This is a genomic window from Candidatus Pelagibacter communis, from assembly GCF_001180185.1.
GTDB lineage: Bacteria > Pseudomonadota > Alphaproteobacteria > Pelagibacterales > Pelagibacteraceae > Pelagibacter > Pelagibacter ubique_F.
The window spans coordinates 121,023-141,149 of sequence record NZ_CVSS01000043.1 but is presented as its reverse complement, the minus strand read 5'-3'; the positions used below and the strand labels follow the sequence as shown (position 1 = coordinate 141,149).

Genomic DNA, 20,127 nt, shown 5'->3' with positions numbered 1-20,127 from the left:
TTAATATTTCCTCACCAAACACCGAAAATTTAAGAAACTTCCATGATCAAAAAAAATTAGATGATCTTTTAAAACTAATAGAAAAAGAGAAGAAAGATCTTAATTCTAAAACACCTATAGCAGTAAAAGTATCACCAGATATTAATGATAAAGAAATTATGAAAATTTCTGAAGTGCTTTTAGATAACAAGATAGAAGCTGCTATTATTTCTAACACATCTGATACAACAAGAGAAAATTTACAAAATACTCAAAGCCATCAAAAAGGAGGTTTATCCGGGAAACCTATTGAGTTAAAGTCTTCAGAGTTAATCAGAAAATTTTATAAAGTTTTAAAAGGCAGAATCAAAATTATAGGTGTAGGTGGTGTGGATTCTGGCAGATCAGCTTATCAAAAATTTTTAGCAGGAGCTGATTATTTACAACTTTATACAGGCATGGTTTTTAGAGGTCCAAATATTGTTGGTCTAATTAAAAAAGAACTGAAGGAAATACTATTAAAAGATGGTGTAAAAAACTTTAATGAAATAGTAGGAAAAAAGGATTAGAATAATCTAATAAACTTGACGCCATCAATATCTCACTTTATATATTCGAACAAATTATGACAAAAAAATGCGAATTAACTGGGAAAAATCCAATGAAAGGTCATAACGTTAGTCATGCTAACAATAAGACAAAAAGAAGATTCTTGCCTAATTTAAAAAAAGTGAAATTTACAAGTGAACTTTTAAAAAGAAGCTTAAAATTAACAGTAAGTAATGCAGGGGTTAGATCAGTAGATAAAAAAGGTAGTTTTGATGAATTTCTAAAATCTGTAAAAAATAAAAATTTATCTCCTAGATTAAAAAAACTAAAAAAAAGTTTATTAATTAAATCTCCATTTCAAAAAAAAACTGCACAATCTAAAACAGCTTAATGAGTAAATCATTTTTACTTCTATCATTTTTGATGGGTGTTGTTGTCTTATCCTCTAATTATCTTGTTCAATTTCCAATTAATTATTATGGTTTAAATGAAATATTAACCTATGGAGCTTTCTCTTATCCGATTGCTTTTTTAATTACAGATTTAGCTAATAGATCTTATGGAAAAAGAGTTGCAAGAAAAATTGTATATTTTGGCTTTGTACTAGGAATTGGTTTTACGGTTTTATTTTCTACTGATTTTGCAGATCTAATATCTATTCGTATAGCTATTGGGTCTGGAATTGCATTTTTAACTGCACAATTATTAGATGTCCAAATATTTGATAGATTAAGAGAGAAAGAATGGTTTGTTGCACCATTAACATCCTCAATGATTGGCTCAACAATCGATACATTTTTGTTTTTTTCAATATCATTTTATGGGACTGGCGTGCCATGGGTTACACTTTCTCTCGGAGATTTGATTGTAAAAGTAATAGTAGCTTTGATCATGTTAATACCATTTAGATTACTTTTAAAAACTTTTAAGCCAATTAAAGCTTAAATCAAAAACTTATAAGACAATATTTTATAAGCGAGCTTTGCAACAAGAAAGTTGTATGAATTAAAACCTTTAATAGGTGCTAATTCATTGATGTCAGCACCAACAATGTTTGAATTTTTTGCAGCAATTTTAATTATATTGAGTGTTTCATCCCATAATAATCCACCAGGTTCAGGAGTCCCAGTGGCTGGCATGATACTTGAATCGAAACCATCGACATCAAATGTTAAATAAACTGTCTTATTTTTTATAAGTTTTTTAAATTTTGTTAAATCCCACTTTGATTTATCTTTTGCCCAAAAAATATTTATTCTTGATTTATTCTTTTTTAAAAATGGAATTTCACTCTCTGATATATTTCTGATCCCAAAAGATATTAATGATATATTTTTATGGTCTAAGCACCTTCTTATTGCTGATGCATGAGAGAACTTTTCACCATTGTAACTATTTCTTAAATCAGCATGGGCATCGAAATGTAGAAGACAAATTTTTTTGTATTTTTTAACAAATGGATAAATACACCCGGGTGTAATTGAATGTTCTCCTCCAAATGTGAGCGGAAAAAGTCTTTTATCTAAAATTTCTTTATTTATATTTGACATTTTCTCGAGAGCTTTTTCGATATTTCTATGAATCTTAAAGGGCTTTAATGTTTTAATCCCAATTTTTTTATAAGGTTCACAATTTAGCTCTTCATCATATAATTCCACTTGATGAGAAGCCTTTATAATTTCTTTAGGTCCGTTTCTGGTGCCACCACCATAACTAACAGTTTTCTCAAGTCCAAATGGAACCACAACAACCTTTTCTTTGAAATTAAATTTATTGTCGACTCCTAAAAATCCATTTTTATTTGATAAATATTTCAATTTTTACTCAAAAATTTTTGTGAATTTTTTCTTATCCCTATTTTTCCACTCACCTCTGTGATAAGCGTCGCTAGCTATTAGTGGTAGTACACTAGTGGCTTCAGCAAATACCATTTGTTCTTTTGTGACATCAACTTTACCCCATGAACTTGCTTCCTTTAATGTTGAACTACTGCATGCACCGTCTCTAGAGTCGGCAACTGTGATTTGCACCGCATATTTATGCATGTCAACTTCTTTGCCTAATAATTCAGCACAAATTACGGTATCTTGAATAAAATTTTTTGGAACACCACCACCAATCATAAATAAACCTGATCCCTTCGAACGTATTTTAATTTCAGTCAATTCTCTAAATTCTCTTATAGAGTCAATTGTCATATGCTTTTTTGGATTTTTTTCTTGATGTATAACTAAACCAAATCCAGCACTGGAGTCGGTGAAAGCCGGGCAAAAAATTGGAACATCATTATCGTATGCTGTTTCAATCAAAGAGTCTTTTTTAATAGAATTTTTTTTTAAATATTTACCCATTTCTTTAATAAATTCTCTGGATGTATAGCTTCTAGGTTCTAAGGTATTCGCGATTTCACATATTTTTTTATCACAAATCTGTAACTCATCTTCGTCTATGTATGTGTCGTAAATTCTATCGATATAATTTTTTCTTAATTCAGTATCATCTTGAAATTGAGAACCTTGATAGTGTTTAAAACCAAGAGCTTCAAAAAAATCCATATCAATTATTGAAGCGCCAGTTGCTACTATTGCATCAACCATATTATATTTAACTAAATCTTTATAAATATTCATACAACCTGCAGCAGATGTTGAACCTGCTAATGTTAAAAAAATTGTACATTCTTTGTCTTTCAACATGTCATTATAAATATTGGCTGCGTTTGCTGTTTCTCGTGAAACAAAAGACATTTTTTCCATGGAAGAGATAATTTTTCTAGAATCGAATGATGTAATATCAATATGCTCTACAGGTTTTTTTAAGAAATCTTTTTTACTGTTGTGACCAAGATTTTTATTTTCTGACATTAAGCAACTAGAGTAGCTTTGTCTGAATTCTTATCATACATAGACATTATTGGTTTATCCTCAACTTCATAAATCTCATCAGAGTAATAACCATTAAATTGAGTTCTAAAAGTTAAACCATATGATCCTAATTGACCAAGTTCAATGTAATCATTTTCTTTAATATTATTCGGAAGTAGGAAGGGACCTTTCATATAATCCATACTGTCACATGTTGGTCCGTAAAAATCAAATGCAGTCATTTTCTTTGAAATAATCTTACTTGAATTTTCTTTAATTAATTTTGATGGAAAAACTATATTAGGTGTTCCAGCATCAAAAAGTGTACCGTAAGTACCATCATTAATATAAAGTTTTTGTTTTTTTCTTAAATTAACTCTCACGATTGTTGATCCACTTTCTGCAACCAAAGCTCTCCCAGGTTCACAAATTATTTGAGGCATATTTTTTAGATTTAAATTTTCTAAACTTTTTTTAATTTCCTCCATATAACTTTCCAAGGATAGAGGCACAAGATCAGGATAAATTGTCGGAAAGCCTCCACCGATATTAATATAATCTGGAATTATTTTAGTTTTTTTAATTATATTTCCCACTTCATTAATTCCTTTAGAGTATGAAATTGGATGCATACACTGGGAACCAACATGAAAACTCAAGCCAATTTTTTTTGAATGAAGTTTTGCAAGTCTTAATAGTCCTGAAGCTTCAGAATTTAAAGCACCGAATTTTTTTGATAAATCTATTTCAGCATGCTCATTGGAAACAGCAACTCTAATAAATAATTCTAAATCTTTAGCATTGTTTGTTGTTTCGATAATTTTTATTAATTCATCTTTAGTATCTAAAGCGAAAGTTTTTATTCCAAAATTGTAATAAGCTTCCTTTATGCTTTCTCTACTTTTAACAGTATGCATAAAAGAACATTTTGCAGTATTATCAAATTTCCTCACTGCTTTGATTTCTTCGATAGACGCAACATCAAATTGATTAATTCCACTTCTTATCAAAGTTTTGATAACTTCAGGATGGGGATTAGTTTTTACAGCATATAGTATTTTTCCTGGAAATTTTTTTTGAAAGAATTTTGAAGCAGAAAGAATAGAATTCTTCCTTATACAATAGACAGGTTTTTCCGGTTTCAGTTGATTTACTAATTCTTCAACTGACTTAAATTTTTGCATTTTAAATGCCTCCAAAAAAATTTAACAAAAAAAAGGTTTTAAAACTTTTTAAAACCTTTCACAAATTCAGCAATTATGCCAATAATAAATAGATGTAAAGTAAATAATTACCCATTGTAATTTATAAATTAATGGCCATATAAACATCATGAAAAATGAGGCAACACTTCAAAACTTAAGCGATTTTGACAATAAATCCTTACTTATTGTAGATGACGATAACCCTTTTAGAGAAAGGTTATCCAGAGCTATGGAGAAGAAGGGATTTGAAGTTTTACAAGCTGAAAGTGTAAAAAATGGTATTGAAACTGTGAAAATGAAAAAACCAGGATTCGCAGTTGTAGACTTAAGATTAGCAGATGGAAATGGTTTGGAGGTTGTAAAAGAAATTCAATTATTAAATTCATCCAGCAGAATTATAATGTTAACTGGATATGGAAATATTCCAACTGCAGTTGCAGCTATTAAACAAGGCGCAATAGATTATTTAGCTAAACCAGCAGATGCAGATGATGTTGAAAAAGCATTATTAGCTGATCCAGCAAAAAAAGCTGCACCCCCAGAAAATCCAATGTCTGCCGATAGAGTCAAATGGGAGCATATACATAGAGTGTTTGAGCTTTGTAATAGAAATGTTTCTGAGACGGCAAGAAGATTAAAAATGCACAGAAGAACTCTTCAAAGAATTTTATCTAAGAGATCACCTAGATAAATCTTTTAATTTTTATTATTTGTTTTGTCAAAAGTGCTAAGATTATAATTTTAAAAGTTTCAGCTAATAAAAATGGTTTTGCACCTAAAGAGAAAATTGGCTTATCCCACCCTATTAGTGTTCCAAGCCAAATTAAACCCAAAATATAAATTGATGAAGTTGCGATAATTAATTTAGATAAAATAACAAAAAAATTATCATTAGTTTTTATTTTTGAGGCCAAATAACAAGCAGTTAAAAAGCCAATTAGGTAACCCATAGTTGGTCCAGTAAAGTAAATTAGTCCAATACCTTTCTCAGGAGAATTTGAGAATACAGGAAGTCCTAAAATACCTTCAATTAAATACAGTCCCACAGAAGCAAGTGCAATTTTATGTCCTAAACTAATTCCTAAAAATAAAACAACAAAAGTTTGCATGGTCATTGGAACAGGATAGAAAGGAATTTTGATTTTAGCTGATATTGTTAGTGCTATTGAACTAAGAATCACGACAACCAGAGATTTAATTAATTTAGCTTGTGTAAGATTTTTTGTTAATTCCATTAATAAATAATACTCAAAATATAAAAAATAATCTACTTATTATTACTATAATTAAGAAAATTAAATTTTTATATACAGATTGTGTTGGCATTGTAGTATTTAGATATATTTCATGAATAAAATTCAAAAAACAGATCACTTTTATTTGGTTGATGGCTCTGGATATATTTTTAGAGCCTATTATGCTTTGCCACCATTAACGAGAAAAAGTGATGGGCTGCCTACAGGAGCAGTTAGTGGTTTTTGTAGTATGTTATTTAAATTGTTAGAAGACTCAAAATCTAATATTAATTTACAAAAGCCAACTCACTTTGCGGTTATATTTGACTCAGCAAGAAAAACTTTTAGAAATGAAATTTATAGTGATTACAAAGCTAATAGGTCAGAAGCGCCAGATGATTTAGCTCCACAATTTGAATATATAAGAAAGTCAGTATTAGCATTTAATTTGCCCTCTGTTGAACTTCCTAATTATGAAGCAGATGATTTGATCGCCACTTATGTTGACCAAATTTTAAATAAGGGTGCAAAAGTTACAATTGTTTCATCAGATAAAGATTTAATGCAGCTTTATAGAAAAGGAGTTCGGATTTTTGATCCTATGAAAAATAAATTTATAACTGATGAGGATGTTTTTCAAAAATTTGGAGTAGAAGCATCAAAAGTTATTGATGTTCAATCTTTAGCAGGAGATAGTAGTGATAATGTTCCTGGTGTTCCAGGGATAGGTATTAAAACAGCTGCAGAGTTGATAAATAAATATGGTACTCTAGAAAACTTATTCAAATTTGCTCATGAGATTAAGCAGAATAAAAGAAGAGAGTCTTTACTAGAAAATAAAGATAAAGCCTTAATAAGTAAAAAACTTGTAACTTTAGATCACAAATCACCTGTTAATAGAGAATTAAATGAATTTAAATTACAAAATATTGATAAAGAAAAATTGTATAAATTTTTAAGAGAAATGGAATTTAATCGACTGTTAAGTTCTGCAATATCTGCTTATGGAGAACCAGAACTAGAAATTAAAAATATAGACACTCAAAATTTTGGAAAACAAGAAAAAATTAATAATAAAGATTATCATTTAATTAGCAGTTTAGATCAAATTGATAAATGGATAAAATACGCTGAAGAAGTTGGAGAAGTTGCTGTAGATACAGAAACAACTTCATTAGATCCACACCAGGCTGATTTAGTTGGTATTTCACTTTGCTCAAAAATTGGAAAAGCTTGTTACATACCGGTTGGTCATAAATCATCTCAGTGTATTGATAAAAAGGCAGTAATTAAAAAATTAAAAAACTTATTAGAGGATCCAAGTATAAAAAAAATAGGCCAAAATATAAAATTTGATTTTATAGTCTTTTACAATCATGGCATAACCCTTTCCTCGATGGAAGATACAATGTTAATGTCTTATGTTTTAGATGCAGGAAAAAATAGACATAACATGGATACATTGTCTCTAATTCATTTAGGTCATAAAACTATTTCCTTTAAAGAGATAGTAGGTACAGGAAAAAAAGAAATTAATTTTAGCGAAGTAGATCTGGTTAAAGCGAAAGATTATGCTGCTGAAGATGCAGATATTACTTTTAGATTGTATAAGAAATTTATTAAAAGTCTGAAATTAGAAAAAATGATTAATATTTATGAAATTTTCGAGAAACCATTAATTAAGATTCTTGCTTTTATGGAAATCGAGGGGGTTGAAATTAATAGTAAATTTTTAAAATCTCTTTCATCAAAATTTGAAAAGAAAATTCTTAAACTTGAGAAAGAGGTATTTCAAATTTCAAAAAAAGAGTTCAATATTGCATCACCAAAGCAATTAGGAGAAATAATTTATAATGATCTTAAAATAGCAGGATTAAAGAAAACTAAGAAAGGAAGTTTTGCAACCAGCGCAAGCGTTCTGGAGGATTTAGCATTTAAAGGATACAAGTTCCCAAAATTGATTTTAGATTGGAGACAGGTTTCAAAATTAAAAAATACTTATTCTGATGCTTTGCCTGAACATATAAACCCAAATACGAATAGAATTCACACATCATTTTTGCTCGCCGCCACAACAACTGGAAGGTTGGCTTCTAGTGATCCTAATTTACAAAATATTCCAATTAAATCAGAAGACGGAAAGGATATCAGGAAAGCTTTTACAGCCAAAAAGAATCACTTACTAATTTCTGCAGATTACAATCAAATTGAAATGAGAATTTTAGCAGATTTAGCAGATGTAAAAGAACTTAAAAAAGCTTTTAGAAATAAAGAAGATATACATTCATTAACAGCCAGCCAAATATTTAACATTGACATCAAAAAAGTTAATCAAGAACACAGAAGAAAAGCAAAAGCTATTAATTTTGGAATAATTTATGGAATTTCTCAATATGGATTAGCTAAACAAATCAATGTTTCTAATTACGAGGCTGAAGAATTTTTGAATTCATATTTTAAGAAATTTCCTGAAATAAAAATTTATATGGACGATACAATAAAATTTTGTAGAAAAAGCGGATATGTAAGTAATATATTTGGAAGAAGATCTCATTTTAGTGGTATCAATGATAAAAATTTTAATGTTAGAAATTTTCAAGAAAGAGCTGCAATTAATGCCCCAATTCAAGGTTCAGCCTCTGAAGTTATGAGATTAGCCATGATAAGATTAAATAAAAGATTATCAGAGAAAAAAAATTCTAGCTCAAAGATGCTCCTACAAATTCATGACGAATTGATCTTTGAGATCCCTAAAAGTAATGAAAAAACGATGATTAAACTAATTGATAAAGAAATGACAAGTGTAGCTAAGAGCGATTATCATTCTTTTTCTATACCTTTAACAGTTGATATAAATAGTGGAGATAATTGGGGATCGTTTCATTAATTTAATCAATTGCCCAAATTAGAACAATTTAGTATTTTTAAAGTAGAACATGCATAAACAAACTATTGCACTAGTCGATGATGATAGAAATATCTTAACAAGTTTAAGCATAGCTCTTGAAAAAGAGGGTTTTAGAGTTCAAACATATATTGACGGAGAAAGTGCTTTAATTGGATTAACAAGAACTCCTCCAGATCTGGCAGTAATAGATATCAAAATGCCTAAAATGGATGGTGAAGAATTATTAAAAAAATTGAGAAAAAAAACTTCTTTGCCAGTTATATTTCTTACTTCAAAGGATGAAGAAGTTGATGAATTATTAGGATTAAAACTTGGTGCAGATGATTTCATAAAAAAATCAGGTGGATTTTCAATAAAAGTTTTGGTTGAAAGAATTAGAGTTCAATTAAGAAAAAAAGATGTAGACAACAACATAGAGGAAAATAAAAGTATAATTTCGCATGGCAAATTAAAATTAGATCCATCCCAACTAGAATGTGAATGGAATGGAAAACAATTACCAGATAAATTGACTACAACTGAATTTTTGATAGTTAAGGAATTAGCTAAAAGACCAGGCATAATCAAAGAAAGGGCTCAATTAATGGATATTGCATACAGAGAAGATACAGATATTGAAGATAGGACAATAGATAGTCATGTTAAAAGAATTAGAAAAAAATTTAAAAAAGTTGATCCTGATTTTTCAGCTATAGAAACTAGATATGGAAGTGGATATAGATGGAATATTAGTTAATGTTAAATAATTTCTTAAAAAATCTTTCAATATTAAAAAAATTTTTGTTTATAAACTTTATTTTTTTTACAATAATTGGTTTATTTACATTTTTATATTTAAAAAATGTTCAACCAAATTTAATAAAAAAAAAATCATCAAATCATATTAAGATAATCAACAATACGATTGAAAACCTAAATAGATTAGAAATCAAATTTAATGAGGAAGATATTAGAAAATTTTTATTTTCAACAAGATTTATTTTTCAAAGTTTAGATAGAGTAATTTTTTTTAATAATGAGCTAGATTTAGTGGGTGATACTGATACTCTTGATCTTGATCCTAGATCATTTTCTTCAAGATTAGATATTATTGAATTAGAAATTTTGAATGAAAAAAAAACAAAAGAAATCACTGAAAAAAAAAATATCAATATTGGAAATGACAATCTTGTTTCTTTAAAAGATATACTTTTTAATTATACAGCATCTAAAAATTTTGGAATACCATTCACGTTCACACAACAAGAATTTAATAATTTTAAATTAACAACTATTAGAAATGTTTTTAGAGAAGATAAAAACATAGGTTTTATTGCTATAACTGAAAATGCAAATGATGTTAGAGCAGCGATAAACGAGAGAAAAACTTTTGTAATTAGAACTGCATTCGCAGTGGGGATTGTAATATTTATTTTTTCTTTTGTGTTAAATAGATATTTTTTAAAACCTATCAAAAATTTAGTAAATTATATAAATAAAATCAAAAATAAAGACCACAAAAAAATCAATATTGATAATTTAAAAATCAGAAATGATGAATTAGGATTATTATCTAAATCTCTTGATGATATGACTTTAGAACTTCAAAAAAGAATTTCACATGCTGAAAATTTTTCCACGGATTTAGTTCATGAAATTAGAAATCCATTAGCATCATTGAAAAGTGCCTCTGAAATTCTTAACGATGCTAAAGATTTGAGTGAAAGATTAAAATTAGTTAATATTTTAAATCATGATGTTCAAAGAATTGAAAGATTAATTACTGATTATTCTCAAATTTTAAAAGATGAAGTTGCGCTTAGTAAGGAAAAGTTTAAAAAGATAGATTTGATACCAATTATCCATTCAGTAGTTGATGATTATAATAATATATATCAAACTAAAAATGGAATTAAAATTTCTTGCAGTGACGATGGAAATAAAAATTACATCATAAATGGAATTGAAAACAGAATTGAGCAAATAATTGCGAACTTATTAGATAATGCTATTTCTTTTAGTAAAAATAATGAAAGTATAAAGATTAAAGTTGCTAAAAATTTTAATAAACAGGTAGTTTTAAATATTATTGATGACGGTCCTGGCTTTAAAGAGAAAGATACAACAAAAATATTTAAGAGATTTTATAGTAATAGACCTGATAAATTTGGGCAACATTCTGGACTTGGATTGAATATAGTTAAAAATTTAGTTGAACTTCATAACGCGTCAATTACTGCATCAAATAGAACAGATAAAAATGGAGCAAATATAGAAATAATATTTCCTTAATTGTAAAGTTTTATTGATTAAATAAAATATTATTGTTAGAAACCCCGCCATGGATGATTTTAAAGTAAAAGATATTTCACAAGCTGATTTTGGAAGAAAAGAAATTTCTATCGCTGAGACTGAAATGCCAGGACTGATGGCTTTAAGAGAGGAATATGGAGCTCAAAAACCATTAAAAGGTGCAAAAATTATCGGTTGTCTTCACATGACAATACAAACAGCAGTTTTAATAGAAACATTAGTTTTTCTTGGGGCAGAGGTAAGATGGTCTTCCTGTAATATTTTTTCTACACAAGATCATGCTGCTGCAGCTATAGCAAAAACAGGTATACCAGTTTATGCTTGGAAAGGAGAAACAGAGGAAGAGTATATTTGGTGTATTAAACAAACAATCGAAGGAAAAAAAAATTGGAAACCTAATATGTTATTAGATGACGGTGGTGATTTAACTGCAATAATGCATAATGAATATAAAGAATTAATCAAAGATGTAAAAGGAGTTTCAGAAGAAACAACGACAGGAATTAAAGCTTTAAATAAAATGGAACAAAACAAAAGTTTAATGGTTCCAGCAATTAATGTAAATGACTCAGTAACAAAATCAAAATTTGATAATTTATATGGTTGTAGAGAAAGTTTAGTTGACGGAATTAGACGAGCTACTGATGTGATGATGTCAGGCAAGGTAGCGATAGTTGCAGGCTTTGGTGATGTAGGAAAGGGTAGTGCAGCATCGTTACGTCAAAGTGGGGCAAGAGTAATGATAACAGAGGCAGATCCAATTTGTGCATTACAAGCGTCTATGGAAGGTTATGAGGTGGTTTTAATGGATGAGGCAATTGATAAAGCTGACATAGTTGTAACTGCTACTGGAAACAAAGATATTGTAACTGCTGATCATATGAGGAACATGAAAGATCGAGCAATTTTATGTAATATTGGACATTTTGATAATGAAATTCAAGTAGAGGCACTAAAAAATTATAAGTGGTCAGAAGTGAAACCCCAAGTTCATGAAATTGAACTTCCAAGTGGAAAAAGAATTATATTACTAGCAGAAGGAAGATTAGTTAATTTAGGTTGTGCGACGGGACATCCAAGTTTTGTTATGAGTGCATCTTTTACAAATCAAGTTATAGCTCAAATTGAGCTATGGAATAATTATTCAAAGTATCAGAATAAAGTATACGTTCTTCCTAAACATTTAGATGAGAAAGTTGCAATGTTACATCTCAAAAAAGTTGGAGCAAAATTAACCAAACTATCAAAAGAGCAGGCAGATTATATAAGCGTTGGAGTAGAAGGTCCATTTAAACCAAATGCATATCGCTACTAAAAGTAGTAAAATAAATATTTCTTCAAAAAAAAAACTAGAAGTATTCGCTAAAGAGATTAGTTTTAAAGTAGTAAAAGGAAAAATATTTTTTCTTTATGGAGAAATGGGAGTTGGTAAAACTACATTTGTTAAGTATCTTATCAATAATTTACAATTAAAATTTAATAATAAATTAACAGATGTTACTAGCCCAACATTTAATATTATGAATGAATATAATGTGGGTGATTTTTTGGTAAAACATTATGATTTATATAGGCTAAAATCATCAGATGAATTAACAGATTTAAATTTGTTTGATAGCACAGACAATTCTATTGTTCTAATAGAATGGCCTGAAATTATAGAAAGTGAACCAAAATTAGTAACAAAGTTTTTTTTTGAATACAAAAATGATTATCAGGATAGATTTATAAAAATTTTAGGCTAAATGAATCATTTTAAAAATATCAAAAAACTCAAGGGTGATGCATCGATAAGAATTTTTTTTAGAAAAAAAATTAAAAATTTTTCATCAATAATGGTTTTTTCAAGAAAAGAGAAGAAATCTAATCTATTAAATTACGACTCTATAAATAAAATTTTGATTAGAAATAATATTTTAGCACCTAAGTTAATTAGCGAAAATTATTCAAACAATTACATTGAGATACAAGACTTTGGTAATGAAACTATTTTAAGTTTATTAAAAAAAAATAAAGTAAATAAAACACAAATTTTTAAAAAAATAATAAAATTATTGATTAAAATTCAAAACATAAGACAAACAAAAGTTAAAAATTTCAAAAAAAACACCTATAAAATCCCATTATATACCCCAAATATTTTATTTGGCGAGGCTAAGCTTTTTAGTGATTGGTATATAAAGAAAAAATTACCTATATCAAAACAAATAACTTTTAAGAAAAAATTTTTAAAGATATTAAAAATCTTAATAAATAATCTCATATCCAAAAAAAGAATTTTTGTGCATAGAGATTTTCACGTATCAAATTTGATGATGGTCAAAAAACAAATTGGTATAATAGATTCTCAAGATGCACTAATTGGTAATAAAGCATATGATCTGGCATCTTTGATTGATGATGTAAGATTTAGAACTTCTGTAAATTTAAAAGTTAAAACTTTAAAATATTATTTTAAATTTCAAAAAAATATCAATAAAAAAATTTTATTAATGATTTTGAAATTATTTCTGTTTTGAGAAATCTCAAAATTATTGGTATTTTTTCAAGATTAGCTCAAAGAGATAAAAAAAAGAAATACCTAAAATTAATTCCTCATGCATGGGATTTAATTGATCTAAGATCAAAAGATAATAAATTTAATGATCTAAATGATTTGTTAAGTAATTTAAGAAAAGGTAAGATTTAAATGAAAATAAATACAGCTTTAGTATTATGTGCTGGATTTGGAAAAAGATTAAACCCCCTAACATTGCAAATACCAAAACCTCTCTTAAAGATTAAAGATCAGACTTTACTAGATCGTTGTATAAATTTAATTAACTCTTTAGATATAAAAAAAATTTTGATTAATTCTTATTACTTAAAAGATCAAATTATTCAGTATGTCAAAAACCAGAGTTATGACCTTGAGGTAAAAGTTATAGATGAAGGCATTAATATACTTAATACAGGTGGTGGTATAGTTAATTTAATCAATAACGTCCAGGAAGAAAATTTTTTAGTTTTGAATCCTGACACTGTCTGGGAAAAAAAATATATTAATGAAATTAAAAGTATGACAGATTATTATTTTGCTAATCAATTAGAAAATATACTTTTATTAGTTAATAAAAAATTTAGTTTTGATAAAAGCCTAGAAGGTGATTTTGGTTTAGAAAATAATTCAATTAATCAAAAAAATAAAAATTTTATTTATACAGGCTGTCAAATACTTAATAAGTCCATTTTCAAAAGTGAAAAAAATGATATTTTTCCAATAAATAAAATTTGGTTCAATTTAATAAAGAATAAGAAATTAAATGGATTTGAGAGTAAACTTAATTTTTATCATGTAACAAATCTTGAAATATTTAAAAAACTACAAGATCTTTAGCTCTATTATTGTCCAAGTATTTGCAACTTTTAATTTTTCGATTTTCATCTATATCCATTACTAACGGATTTCCTGTTGGGATCTCTAATTTGGTAATTTGTGTTTCATTTATGTTTAATAGATATTTACATAATGCTCGAATTGAATTTCCATGAGCAGAAATAAGTATATTTTCTTTAGCAACTTTTTCTTGAATTTCAGACTTAAAAAATTTTATTACTCTTTCATATGTATCTTTTAAAGATTCAGTATCAGGAATATTTTCTTTGGGAATGTTTTTGTAAGTATCTATATTTAGCGGATGAAACTTACTTTCTTTACTTAATGCTTCTGGCCTTGAGTTCCAGGATCGTCTAAACTCAAATATTTTTTCTTGACCCAATTTTTTACTCATTTCAATTTTATTTAAACCAGTCAGAGCCCCATAATGCCTCTCGTTAAGTTGCCAAGATTTAGTAAAATCTCTATCGTCATTCAATTTTTCTTGTATAATCTCAAGTGTCTTAATTGCTCTGATTTGGAATGATGAATAGTAATATTTGATTTCAATACAAGAATTTTTTATCAAATCACCAGCTTTTTTGGCCTCCAAAACGCCATTTTCAGCTAAATCTACATCTACCCAGCCAGTAAATCTATTTTCTAAATTCCACTTGCTTTGGCCATGTCTTATTAAAATTAAATAACTCATTTTTATTAAACCTAATTTAATATAAAAAAAAAATTGTAAGTTAAATGAAAAAAATATCTTTATTAACAAAATTAATGTTTCATATATCCAATATTGGATTGATTCTAATATATATTTATCCAGGAAGCATTCTTGGCTGGCTTTTTTATCGAAATATAAAAAAACAACCACAAATCAGTTCAGATTTTGAGATATTTTCATTAAATCATTTTTATGCATTTATGTTTTTATCATTTCTAGGAATAATCGCATATCATAAAAGTAAATATAAAATTTTATTTTCTTACCTATTTGCAACTTCTATTCTCTTTGAATTATGTCATATCGTAATTCCTGAAAGAAGTTTTCAATTACATGATTTAACTGGAAATTTTCTCGGAGTTTTTTTTATTTTTATAATTTTTAACATATACAATTTTTTAAGAAAAAATAATTATGACAAAAAATTATAATAAGATATTTCTATTATTTTTATTGATTATTTTATCTGGTTGTTCATCGATTCCCAAAAATACCTCAAATAGTTGTGAAATTTTTAGTGAAAAATATCTTTGGTACAAACATTCAAAGAAAGTTGAACTCAAATGGGGTACGCCAATTTATATCCAATTAGCTATTATTAAAATGGAGTCAGATTTTGATTGGTTAGCAAAACCTCCTAGACAAAAATTATTTAAAGTAATTCCGTTTAAACGACCTTCTAGCTCATTTGGATATTCTCAGGCCGTAAAAGGAACGTGGGAACAATATAAAATTGAAACTGGCAATAAATTTGCAACAAGAGCTCGTTATAAAGATAGTGTAGATTTTATTGGTTGGTACACAAATAAAACGAAGTCAATTTTGAAAATTTCCCTTAATGATGGCTTTAGACAATATCTAGCTTATCATGAAGGCTGGGGAAATTATAAAAATTATAAAAGAAACAAAAAAGTTATAAAACTTGCTAAAAAAGTTGATAAACAATCTAGAATATATAAAAAGCAACTTTCAAAATGTAAAAATTCTTTGAGTAAAAATAAATATATTATTTTTTAGTAAGTTGTTTGTTTAATTCAATATCAACAGCATCTATTCTTTTAGTATTATTAGCTAGAGCTAAGTACATAGTTGGGGTTACGTAAAGGGTAAAGAAAGTTGAGATAACCATACCACCTAAAATTGTTGCTCCAACAGCTAATCTTGAGCCTTCCCCAGCTCCTGGCCCAAAATTACCAATTACTAGAGGTAACATTGCAATCATTGTACTTAAAGAAGTCATGATTATCGGTCTAAATCTAATCGCACAAGCTTCTTTTACTGCCAACTCTATATTTTTTCCATTAGCTCTTATTTGATTTGCATAATCAACGATTAAAATACTATTTTTTGTTGAAATTCCAATTAATATTATCAATGCTATTTGGGAAAAGATATTTATAGAGGTATTAAGAAATAAAATAAAAACTAAACCACCAAATATTGCTAATGGTACTGTAAGAATTATTATAAAAGGATGAATAAATGAATTAAATGTTGCGGCCATTACTAAATATGCTGTGAGTAAAGCTAAAGCAAAAATTATAAATAATTCATTACTTGTTTCTTTTATTTCTTCAGATTTACCTTTCCAAGTTATTTGATTTTGAGGAGCTAAATTTTTCATCACACTCTCAAAAAACTTAATTGCCTCAGCCAAGGTATACCCCTCATTCAAATTTGCAGAAATTGTAATTGCCCTTTGGCGGTTATATCTTGAAAGTTCTTTCGCTGCGCCTTCTTCTTTGAAACTTACAAGATTAGATAAAGAAATTAGTTTCTTGTTAGTCTCAGATCGTACAAATATTTTTGAAATTCCCTCTTTATTTCTTCTATCAACTAAATATTGTTGGACGATGATTGGATATTCTTTGCCAAGTTTATTAAATGTTGTAATTTTTTTACCTCCATAAAGAGTTTCCAAAGTTTCACCTATTGACTTAGCAGAAACACCCAAATCTTTAGCTTTATTTTTATTTATCAATAATTTCACTTCAGGTTTGTTTCTGTTGTAATCTGACTCTATTCTTGAGAGATTTTTATTTGATCTAAGTTTTTGAATGACTTTTTTTTGTATATCCTCTAGTTCACCATATGAACTTCCATAAATAACCATCTGAACTGGTTTATTATAATTTGAGACCCTTATTGATTGAGGAGAGATAGGAAAAGCAAGAGCTTGTGGAAGAGTAACAATTTTGCCTATCGCTTCTCTTAAAACAACTTGTTGTCCTTTTTTTCTGTTTTTCCAGTCGTCTAATAAAGCAATTATTATAAAACTATTATAAGAATTTGCTGAGTCTCCAAAACCTGGAACTCGCATAATAAATCTTGAGTATGGACTATCTTCTGCTTGAAGAAGAGGAATTAGTCTTGCTTCAACTTTAAGAGCCTGTTCTTGTGTATATTCAAAGGAACTCCCCTCATCTGTTGACCCAATTATCAGATATGCCCCACGATCTTCTTGAGGAAGTAATTCTTTTTTAGAAAAATCAAAGAGTAATACAGATGCAATGACAATAAAAATAATAAAACCACTTACAACTTTTGTTTTATAGACAATTACTCCTAGAGTTTCTTTATAAAAGTTTGCAAAGCTTAAAAAAAATTTTTCAAATTTTTTTATTAAAACTTTCTTAGATGTTTTTTTGTTTAAAAACTTGCTTGCAAGCATAGGAGATAAAGTAAGTGCAACAAAAGAGGATATAACAATTGAAAATGATAACGCAATTGCTGTTTCTTTGAATAATGTTCCAGAAATTCCTTCAATAAAAATAAGTGGGAGAAAAACTGCTACTAAAATTAGTGTAGTTGCTATTATCGCAAATGAAATTTGTTTAGAACCTTTATATGCAGCAATAAGAGGGGTCTCACCTTGTTCTATTCTTCTATAGATAGCATCAGTCATAATTACCGAGTCATCTGTAATAATTCCGATAGCTAGAATAAAACTTAAAAGAACAAAAATATTAATTGATAATCCAAATAAATAAAGACCTAAAAAGGATGCTATTAAACTAACTGGAAGTGCAATAGCAGGCACTATGACAGCTTTTAAGTTTCCTAAAAATAAATATATTATTAAAACAACTAAAATAAAAGCTATTAGTAAAGTTTTATATACTTCCTCGATAGCTGCTTCCACATAATTTGCTCTATTAAAAGAAACTCTTAAATCTAGTCCTTCAGGTAATGTATCTTTAATTTCAGTTATTCTTTTTTTTATATCATTCGAAAGTTCAACAGTTGATGCTCCACTCCTTGCATAGATTCCAATTCCAACAGTTTTTAAATTTATTTGATCTTTAGTTTGAGCTTTAAATAGAGTTTTTTCAGAAACTGGACCAAATTCAACATTTGCAATATCAGAAAGTAAAATAACTTTATTATTTGTTTTTTTAATTGGAAGCTGTTTAATTGAATTTATATCATTATATGATTTATCTAAATTAAGTGTTAAATCGATGTTATCTGCCTCAAGAGTACCTGCTGGCAAGCTTATATTTTCACCACGCATTGCTAATTCAACTTCATTTATAGTTAAGTCATTAGCAGCTAGTTTAATTGGGTCGACCCAAACCCTAATACTCAACTCTCTTAACCCTCCTACTAGAATCCTTCCAACATTTTTAATATTTGATAATTGATCAACTAAATATCTTTCTGCAAAATCTCCTAATTCTAAATCACTCCAAGTTGAGGAAGACAGGGAAAGCCACATAGTAGTTGTAAAACCTGCAGCTCTTTTTAATATTTGAGGTGGATCAGATTCTGATGGCAGATTATCAATAACCCTTGCAACTCTCTCTCTTATATCATTAGCAGCATTATCTAAGTCAATACTTGTCTCAAATTCAATATTAATAGTGCTTCTACCATTTTCAGATTTTGAATCTATATTCTTAATTCCTTCTGCTCCACCGATTACATCCTCAACAACTTGAGTTACTTCTTGATCTACAATTGAAGCTGAGGCTGATTTATAATTCACTTGCACTTGGACAACAGGTGGCTGAATTCCATTTGGTAACTCTCTTACTGGTAATTTCCAAAATACGAATAAGCCAAAAACAATCAAAATAAGAGACATAACCCATGAAACAGTTGGTCTTTTTATGCTCAATTCAGTTATAAACATTTAATTATTAATTGGCTTTATTTTTCCTTGTGGTCGTACTTTTTTCAAACCTTCCGCCACCACAATATCACCTTCATTAAGTCCAGAGATTATTTCAATATTCTTATTACTCCTAAGTCCTGTCTTGACTTCAATTTTATTAGCAATATTTTTTTCATTAATTTTGTAAACGAACGATTTATCGCCTTCTATCATTACACTTGTATCAGGTATGGCTAAGGAATTTCTTAAATTAAACTTAACACTTACCTCTAATAGAGACCCTGAAATTAATTCTAGGTCTTTGTTATCAATTTCAATACGAGATAATAAACTTCTTGTATCAGCATTTATTCTACTTGAAACAAAATCTATTTTTCCTAAAAAAACTTTATCTTTAAAACTAGATAATCTAACTTCGACTGGAAGACCTTTTTTAATATAAGCAGAATAATTTTCAGGAATTTTGATATCTGAATAAATAGTTGAGTTATCATCAAGTGTAATAATAAATATATTGTTTGAAACTAATATATCTTCAGTAAGCCCCGTATATCCCATAACCCCACTAAATGGCGCAATAATATCTCCACTTTTTAATTTAACTAAAACATCTCCTTTTTTAATGTAATTTTTCAATTTTAGTTCTTCAAGAAGATCATCTTTTTTGATTTTATAAGACTCTGATTTTTTCGAAATTGCTGTACCAAAAGTATCTATTCTTTCTGAAAATTCTTTTTGAATAACTTCTGTAACTATTATTCCTGGTGGAGGAATTTTACTGAATTTTTTTTTGAAATGATTTCCAATCATTGTTCGCCCAATAATAACCACTGCAATAATTAGAAAAAATATTATTATTATAGATATAGCTTTTGTAGATTTTTTCATCT

20 protein-coding genes and 1 pseudogene are annotated in these 20,127 nt (G+C 27.9%); 14 read left to right on the top strand and 7 right to left on the bottom strand.

The features are described from left to right. The 3 genes and pseudogenes from AMN95_RS03535 to AMN95_RS03525 all read left to right on the top strand — a co-directional run. A pseudogene (locus AMN95_RS03535) lies at nucleotides 1–548 on the top strand (quinone-dependent dihydroorotate dehydrogenase); the annotation flags it as partial. Between the two features lie 56 nt (nucleotides 549–604). Next, entirely contained in the window at nucleotides 605–919 is a 315-nt protein-coding gene (gene rpmB, locus AMN95_RS03530; RefSeq protein WP_075522597.1) for a 50S ribosomal protein L28, read from the top strand. Beyond that, nucleotides 919–1,473 (top strand): queuosine precursor transporter, encoded by a 555-nt coding sequence (locus tag AMN95_RS03525; RefSeq protein WP_075522596.1) that lies wholly within the window; start codon nucleotides 919–921, stop codon nucleotides 1,471–1,473. The genes rpmB and AMN95_RS03525 overlap by 1 nt, the downstream gene beginning before the upstream one ends. Here AMN95_RS03525 and speB read toward each other — a convergent pair. Genes speB through AMN95_RS03510 form a run of 3 tightly spaced genes read right to left on the bottom strand, consistent with a single transcriptional unit; the run spans nucleotide 1,470 to nucleotide 4,576 of the window. Next, complete coding sequence (gene speB, locus AMN95_RS03520) at nucleotides 1,470–2,345, bottom strand: agmatinase (protein WP_075522595.1); 876 nt, start codon at nucleotides 2,343–2,345, stop codon at nucleotides 1,470–1,472. The two genes, AMN95_RS03525 and speB, sit on opposite strands and share 4 nt — an antisense overlap. 3 nt (nucleotides 2,346–2,348) lie before the next feature. Continuing rightward, the gene (locus AMN95_RS03515; RefSeq protein ID WP_075522594.1) at nucleotides 2,349–3,392 is read right to left on the bottom strand and encodes a 1,9-bis(guanidino)-5-aza-nonane synthase; all 1,044 of its coding nucleotides are present in this window, start codon (nucleotides 3,390–3,392) and stop codon (nucleotides 2,349–2,351) included. Then, on the bottom strand, nucleotides 3,392–4,576 hold the full coding sequence (locus AMN95_RS03510; RefSeq protein ID WP_075522593.1) for a type III PLP-dependent enzyme: 1,185 nt from the start codon (nucleotides 4,574–4,576) through the stop codon (nucleotides 3,392–3,394). Before AMN95_RS03510 ends, AMN95_RS03515 begins: the two co-directional genes overlap by 1 nt. A 148-nt stretch (nucleotides 4,577–4,724) precedes the next feature. On the opposite strand from AMN95_RS03510, the gene AMN95_RS03505 reads away from it, so the two are divergent. Then, nucleotides 4,725–5,288: an ActR/PrrA/RegA family redox response regulator transcription factor gene (locus AMN95_RS03505; protein WP_075522592.1), complete on the top strand. Its 564-nt coding sequence runs from the start codon at nucleotides 4,725–4,727 to the stop codon at nucleotides 5,286–5,288. Here AMN95_RS03505 and AMN95_RS03500 read toward each other — a convergent pair. Further along, entirely contained in the window at nucleotides 5,281–5,832 is a 552-nt protein-coding gene (locus tag AMN95_RS03500) for a biotin transporter BioY (protein WP_075522591.1), read from the bottom strand. The two genes, AMN95_RS03505 and AMN95_RS03500, sit on opposite strands and share 8 nt — an antisense overlap. Nucleotides 5,833–5,944: 112 nt before the next feature. Here AMN95_RS03500 and polA point away from each other — a divergent pair, with 112 nt between their 5' ends. The 8 genes from polA to AMN95_RS03465 are packed head-to-tail and all read left to right on the top strand — an operon-like array spanning nucleotide 5,945 to nucleotide 14,408. Further along, nucleotides 5,945–8,719, top strand: a complete 2,775-nt coding sequence (gene polA / locus AMN95_RS03495; RefSeq protein ID WP_075522590.1) for a DNA polymerase I — start codon at nucleotides 5,945–5,947, stop codon at nucleotides 8,717–8,719. Nucleotides 8,720–8,768: 49 nt separating this feature from the next. Beyond that, a complete protein-coding gene (locus AMN95_RS03490) occupies nucleotides 8,769–9,476 on the top strand; it encodes a response regulator transcription factor (RefSeq protein ID WP_075522589.1) in 708 nt (235 codons plus the stop codon). Continuing rightward, nucleotides 9,476–11,011 (top strand): HAMP domain-containing sensor histidine kinase, encoded by a 1,536-nt coding sequence (locus tag AMN95_RS03485; RefSeq protein WP_075522588.1) that lies wholly within the window; start codon nucleotides 9,476–9,478, stop codon nucleotides 11,009–11,011. The genes AMN95_RS03490 and AMN95_RS03485 overlap by 1 nt, the downstream gene beginning before the upstream one ends. Nucleotides 11,012–11,060: 49 nt before the next feature. Beyond that, nucleotides 11,061–12,347: an adenosylhomocysteinase gene (gene ahcY, locus AMN95_RS03480; RefSeq protein ID WP_075522587.1), complete on the top strand. Its 1,287-nt coding sequence runs from the start codon at nucleotides 11,061–11,063 to the stop codon at nucleotides 12,345–12,347. Continuing rightward, nucleotides 12,331–12,777, top strand: a complete 447-nt coding sequence (gene tsaE / locus AMN95_RS03475; protein WP_082256662.1) for a tRNA (adenosine(37)-N6)-threonylcarbamoyltransferase complex ATPase subunit type 1 TsaE — start codon at nucleotides 12,331–12,333, stop codon at nucleotides 12,775–12,777. The genes ahcY and tsaE overlap by 17 nt, the downstream gene beginning before the upstream one ends. Beyond that, on the top strand, nucleotides 12,778–13,551 hold the full coding sequence (locus tag AMN95_RS03470; protein WP_256997934.1) for a phosphotransferase: 774 nt from the start codon (nucleotides 12,778–12,780) through the stop codon (nucleotides 13,549–13,551). Beyond that, the gene (locus AMN95_RS05710) at nucleotides 13,548–13,721 is read left to right on the top strand and encodes a hypothetical protein (protein ID WP_256997933.1); all 174 of its coding nucleotides are present in this window, start codon (nucleotides 13,548–13,550) and stop codon (nucleotides 13,719–13,721) included. Before AMN95_RS03470 ends, AMN95_RS05710 begins: the two co-directional genes overlap by 4 nt. Then, nucleotides 13,722–14,408: a sugar phosphate nucleotidyltransferase gene (locus AMN95_RS03465; RefSeq protein ID WP_075522586.1), complete on the top strand. Its 687-nt coding sequence runs from the start codon at nucleotides 13,722–13,724 to the stop codon at nucleotides 14,406–14,408. On the opposite strand, the gene AMN95_RS03460 is transcribed toward AMN95_RS03465, so the two are convergent. Beyond that, on the bottom strand, nucleotides 14,386–15,099 hold the full coding sequence (locus AMN95_RS03460; RefSeq protein ID WP_075522606.1) for a 2,3-bisphosphoglycerate-dependent phosphoglycerate mutase: 714 nt from the start codon (nucleotides 15,097–15,099) through the stop codon (nucleotides 14,386–14,388). The two genes, AMN95_RS03465 and AMN95_RS03460, sit on opposite strands and share 23 nt — an antisense overlap. A 44-nt stretch (nucleotides 15,100–15,143) precedes the next feature. Between AMN95_RS03460 and AMN95_RS03455 the strand changes: the two genes are divergently transcribed. Then, a complete protein-coding gene (locus AMN95_RS03455) occupies nucleotides 15,144–15,551 on the top strand; it encodes a hypothetical protein (RefSeq protein ID WP_075522585.1) in 408 nt (135 codons plus the stop codon). Beyond that, a complete protein-coding gene (locus tag AMN95_RS03450) occupies nucleotides 15,535–16,137 on the top strand; it encodes a transglycosylase SLT domain-containing protein (RefSeq protein ID WP_075522584.1) in 603 nt (200 codons plus the stop codon). Before AMN95_RS03455 ends, AMN95_RS03450 begins: the two co-directional genes overlap by 17 nt. On the opposite strand, the gene AMN95_RS03445 is transcribed toward AMN95_RS03450, so the two are convergent. Beyond that, on the bottom strand, nucleotides 16,127–19,255 hold the full coding sequence (locus AMN95_RS03445) for an efflux RND transporter permease subunit (RefSeq protein WP_075522583.1): 3,129 nt from the start codon (nucleotides 19,253–19,255) through the stop codon (nucleotides 16,127–16,129). The genes AMN95_RS03450 and AMN95_RS03445 overlap by 11 nt on opposite strands. Next, entirely contained in the window at nucleotides 19,256–20,125 is an 870-nt protein-coding gene (locus tag AMN95_RS03440) for an efflux RND transporter periplasmic adaptor subunit (RefSeq protein WP_075522582.1), read from the bottom strand. Between the last annotated feature and the right edge of the window lie 2 nt (nucleotides 20,126–20,127).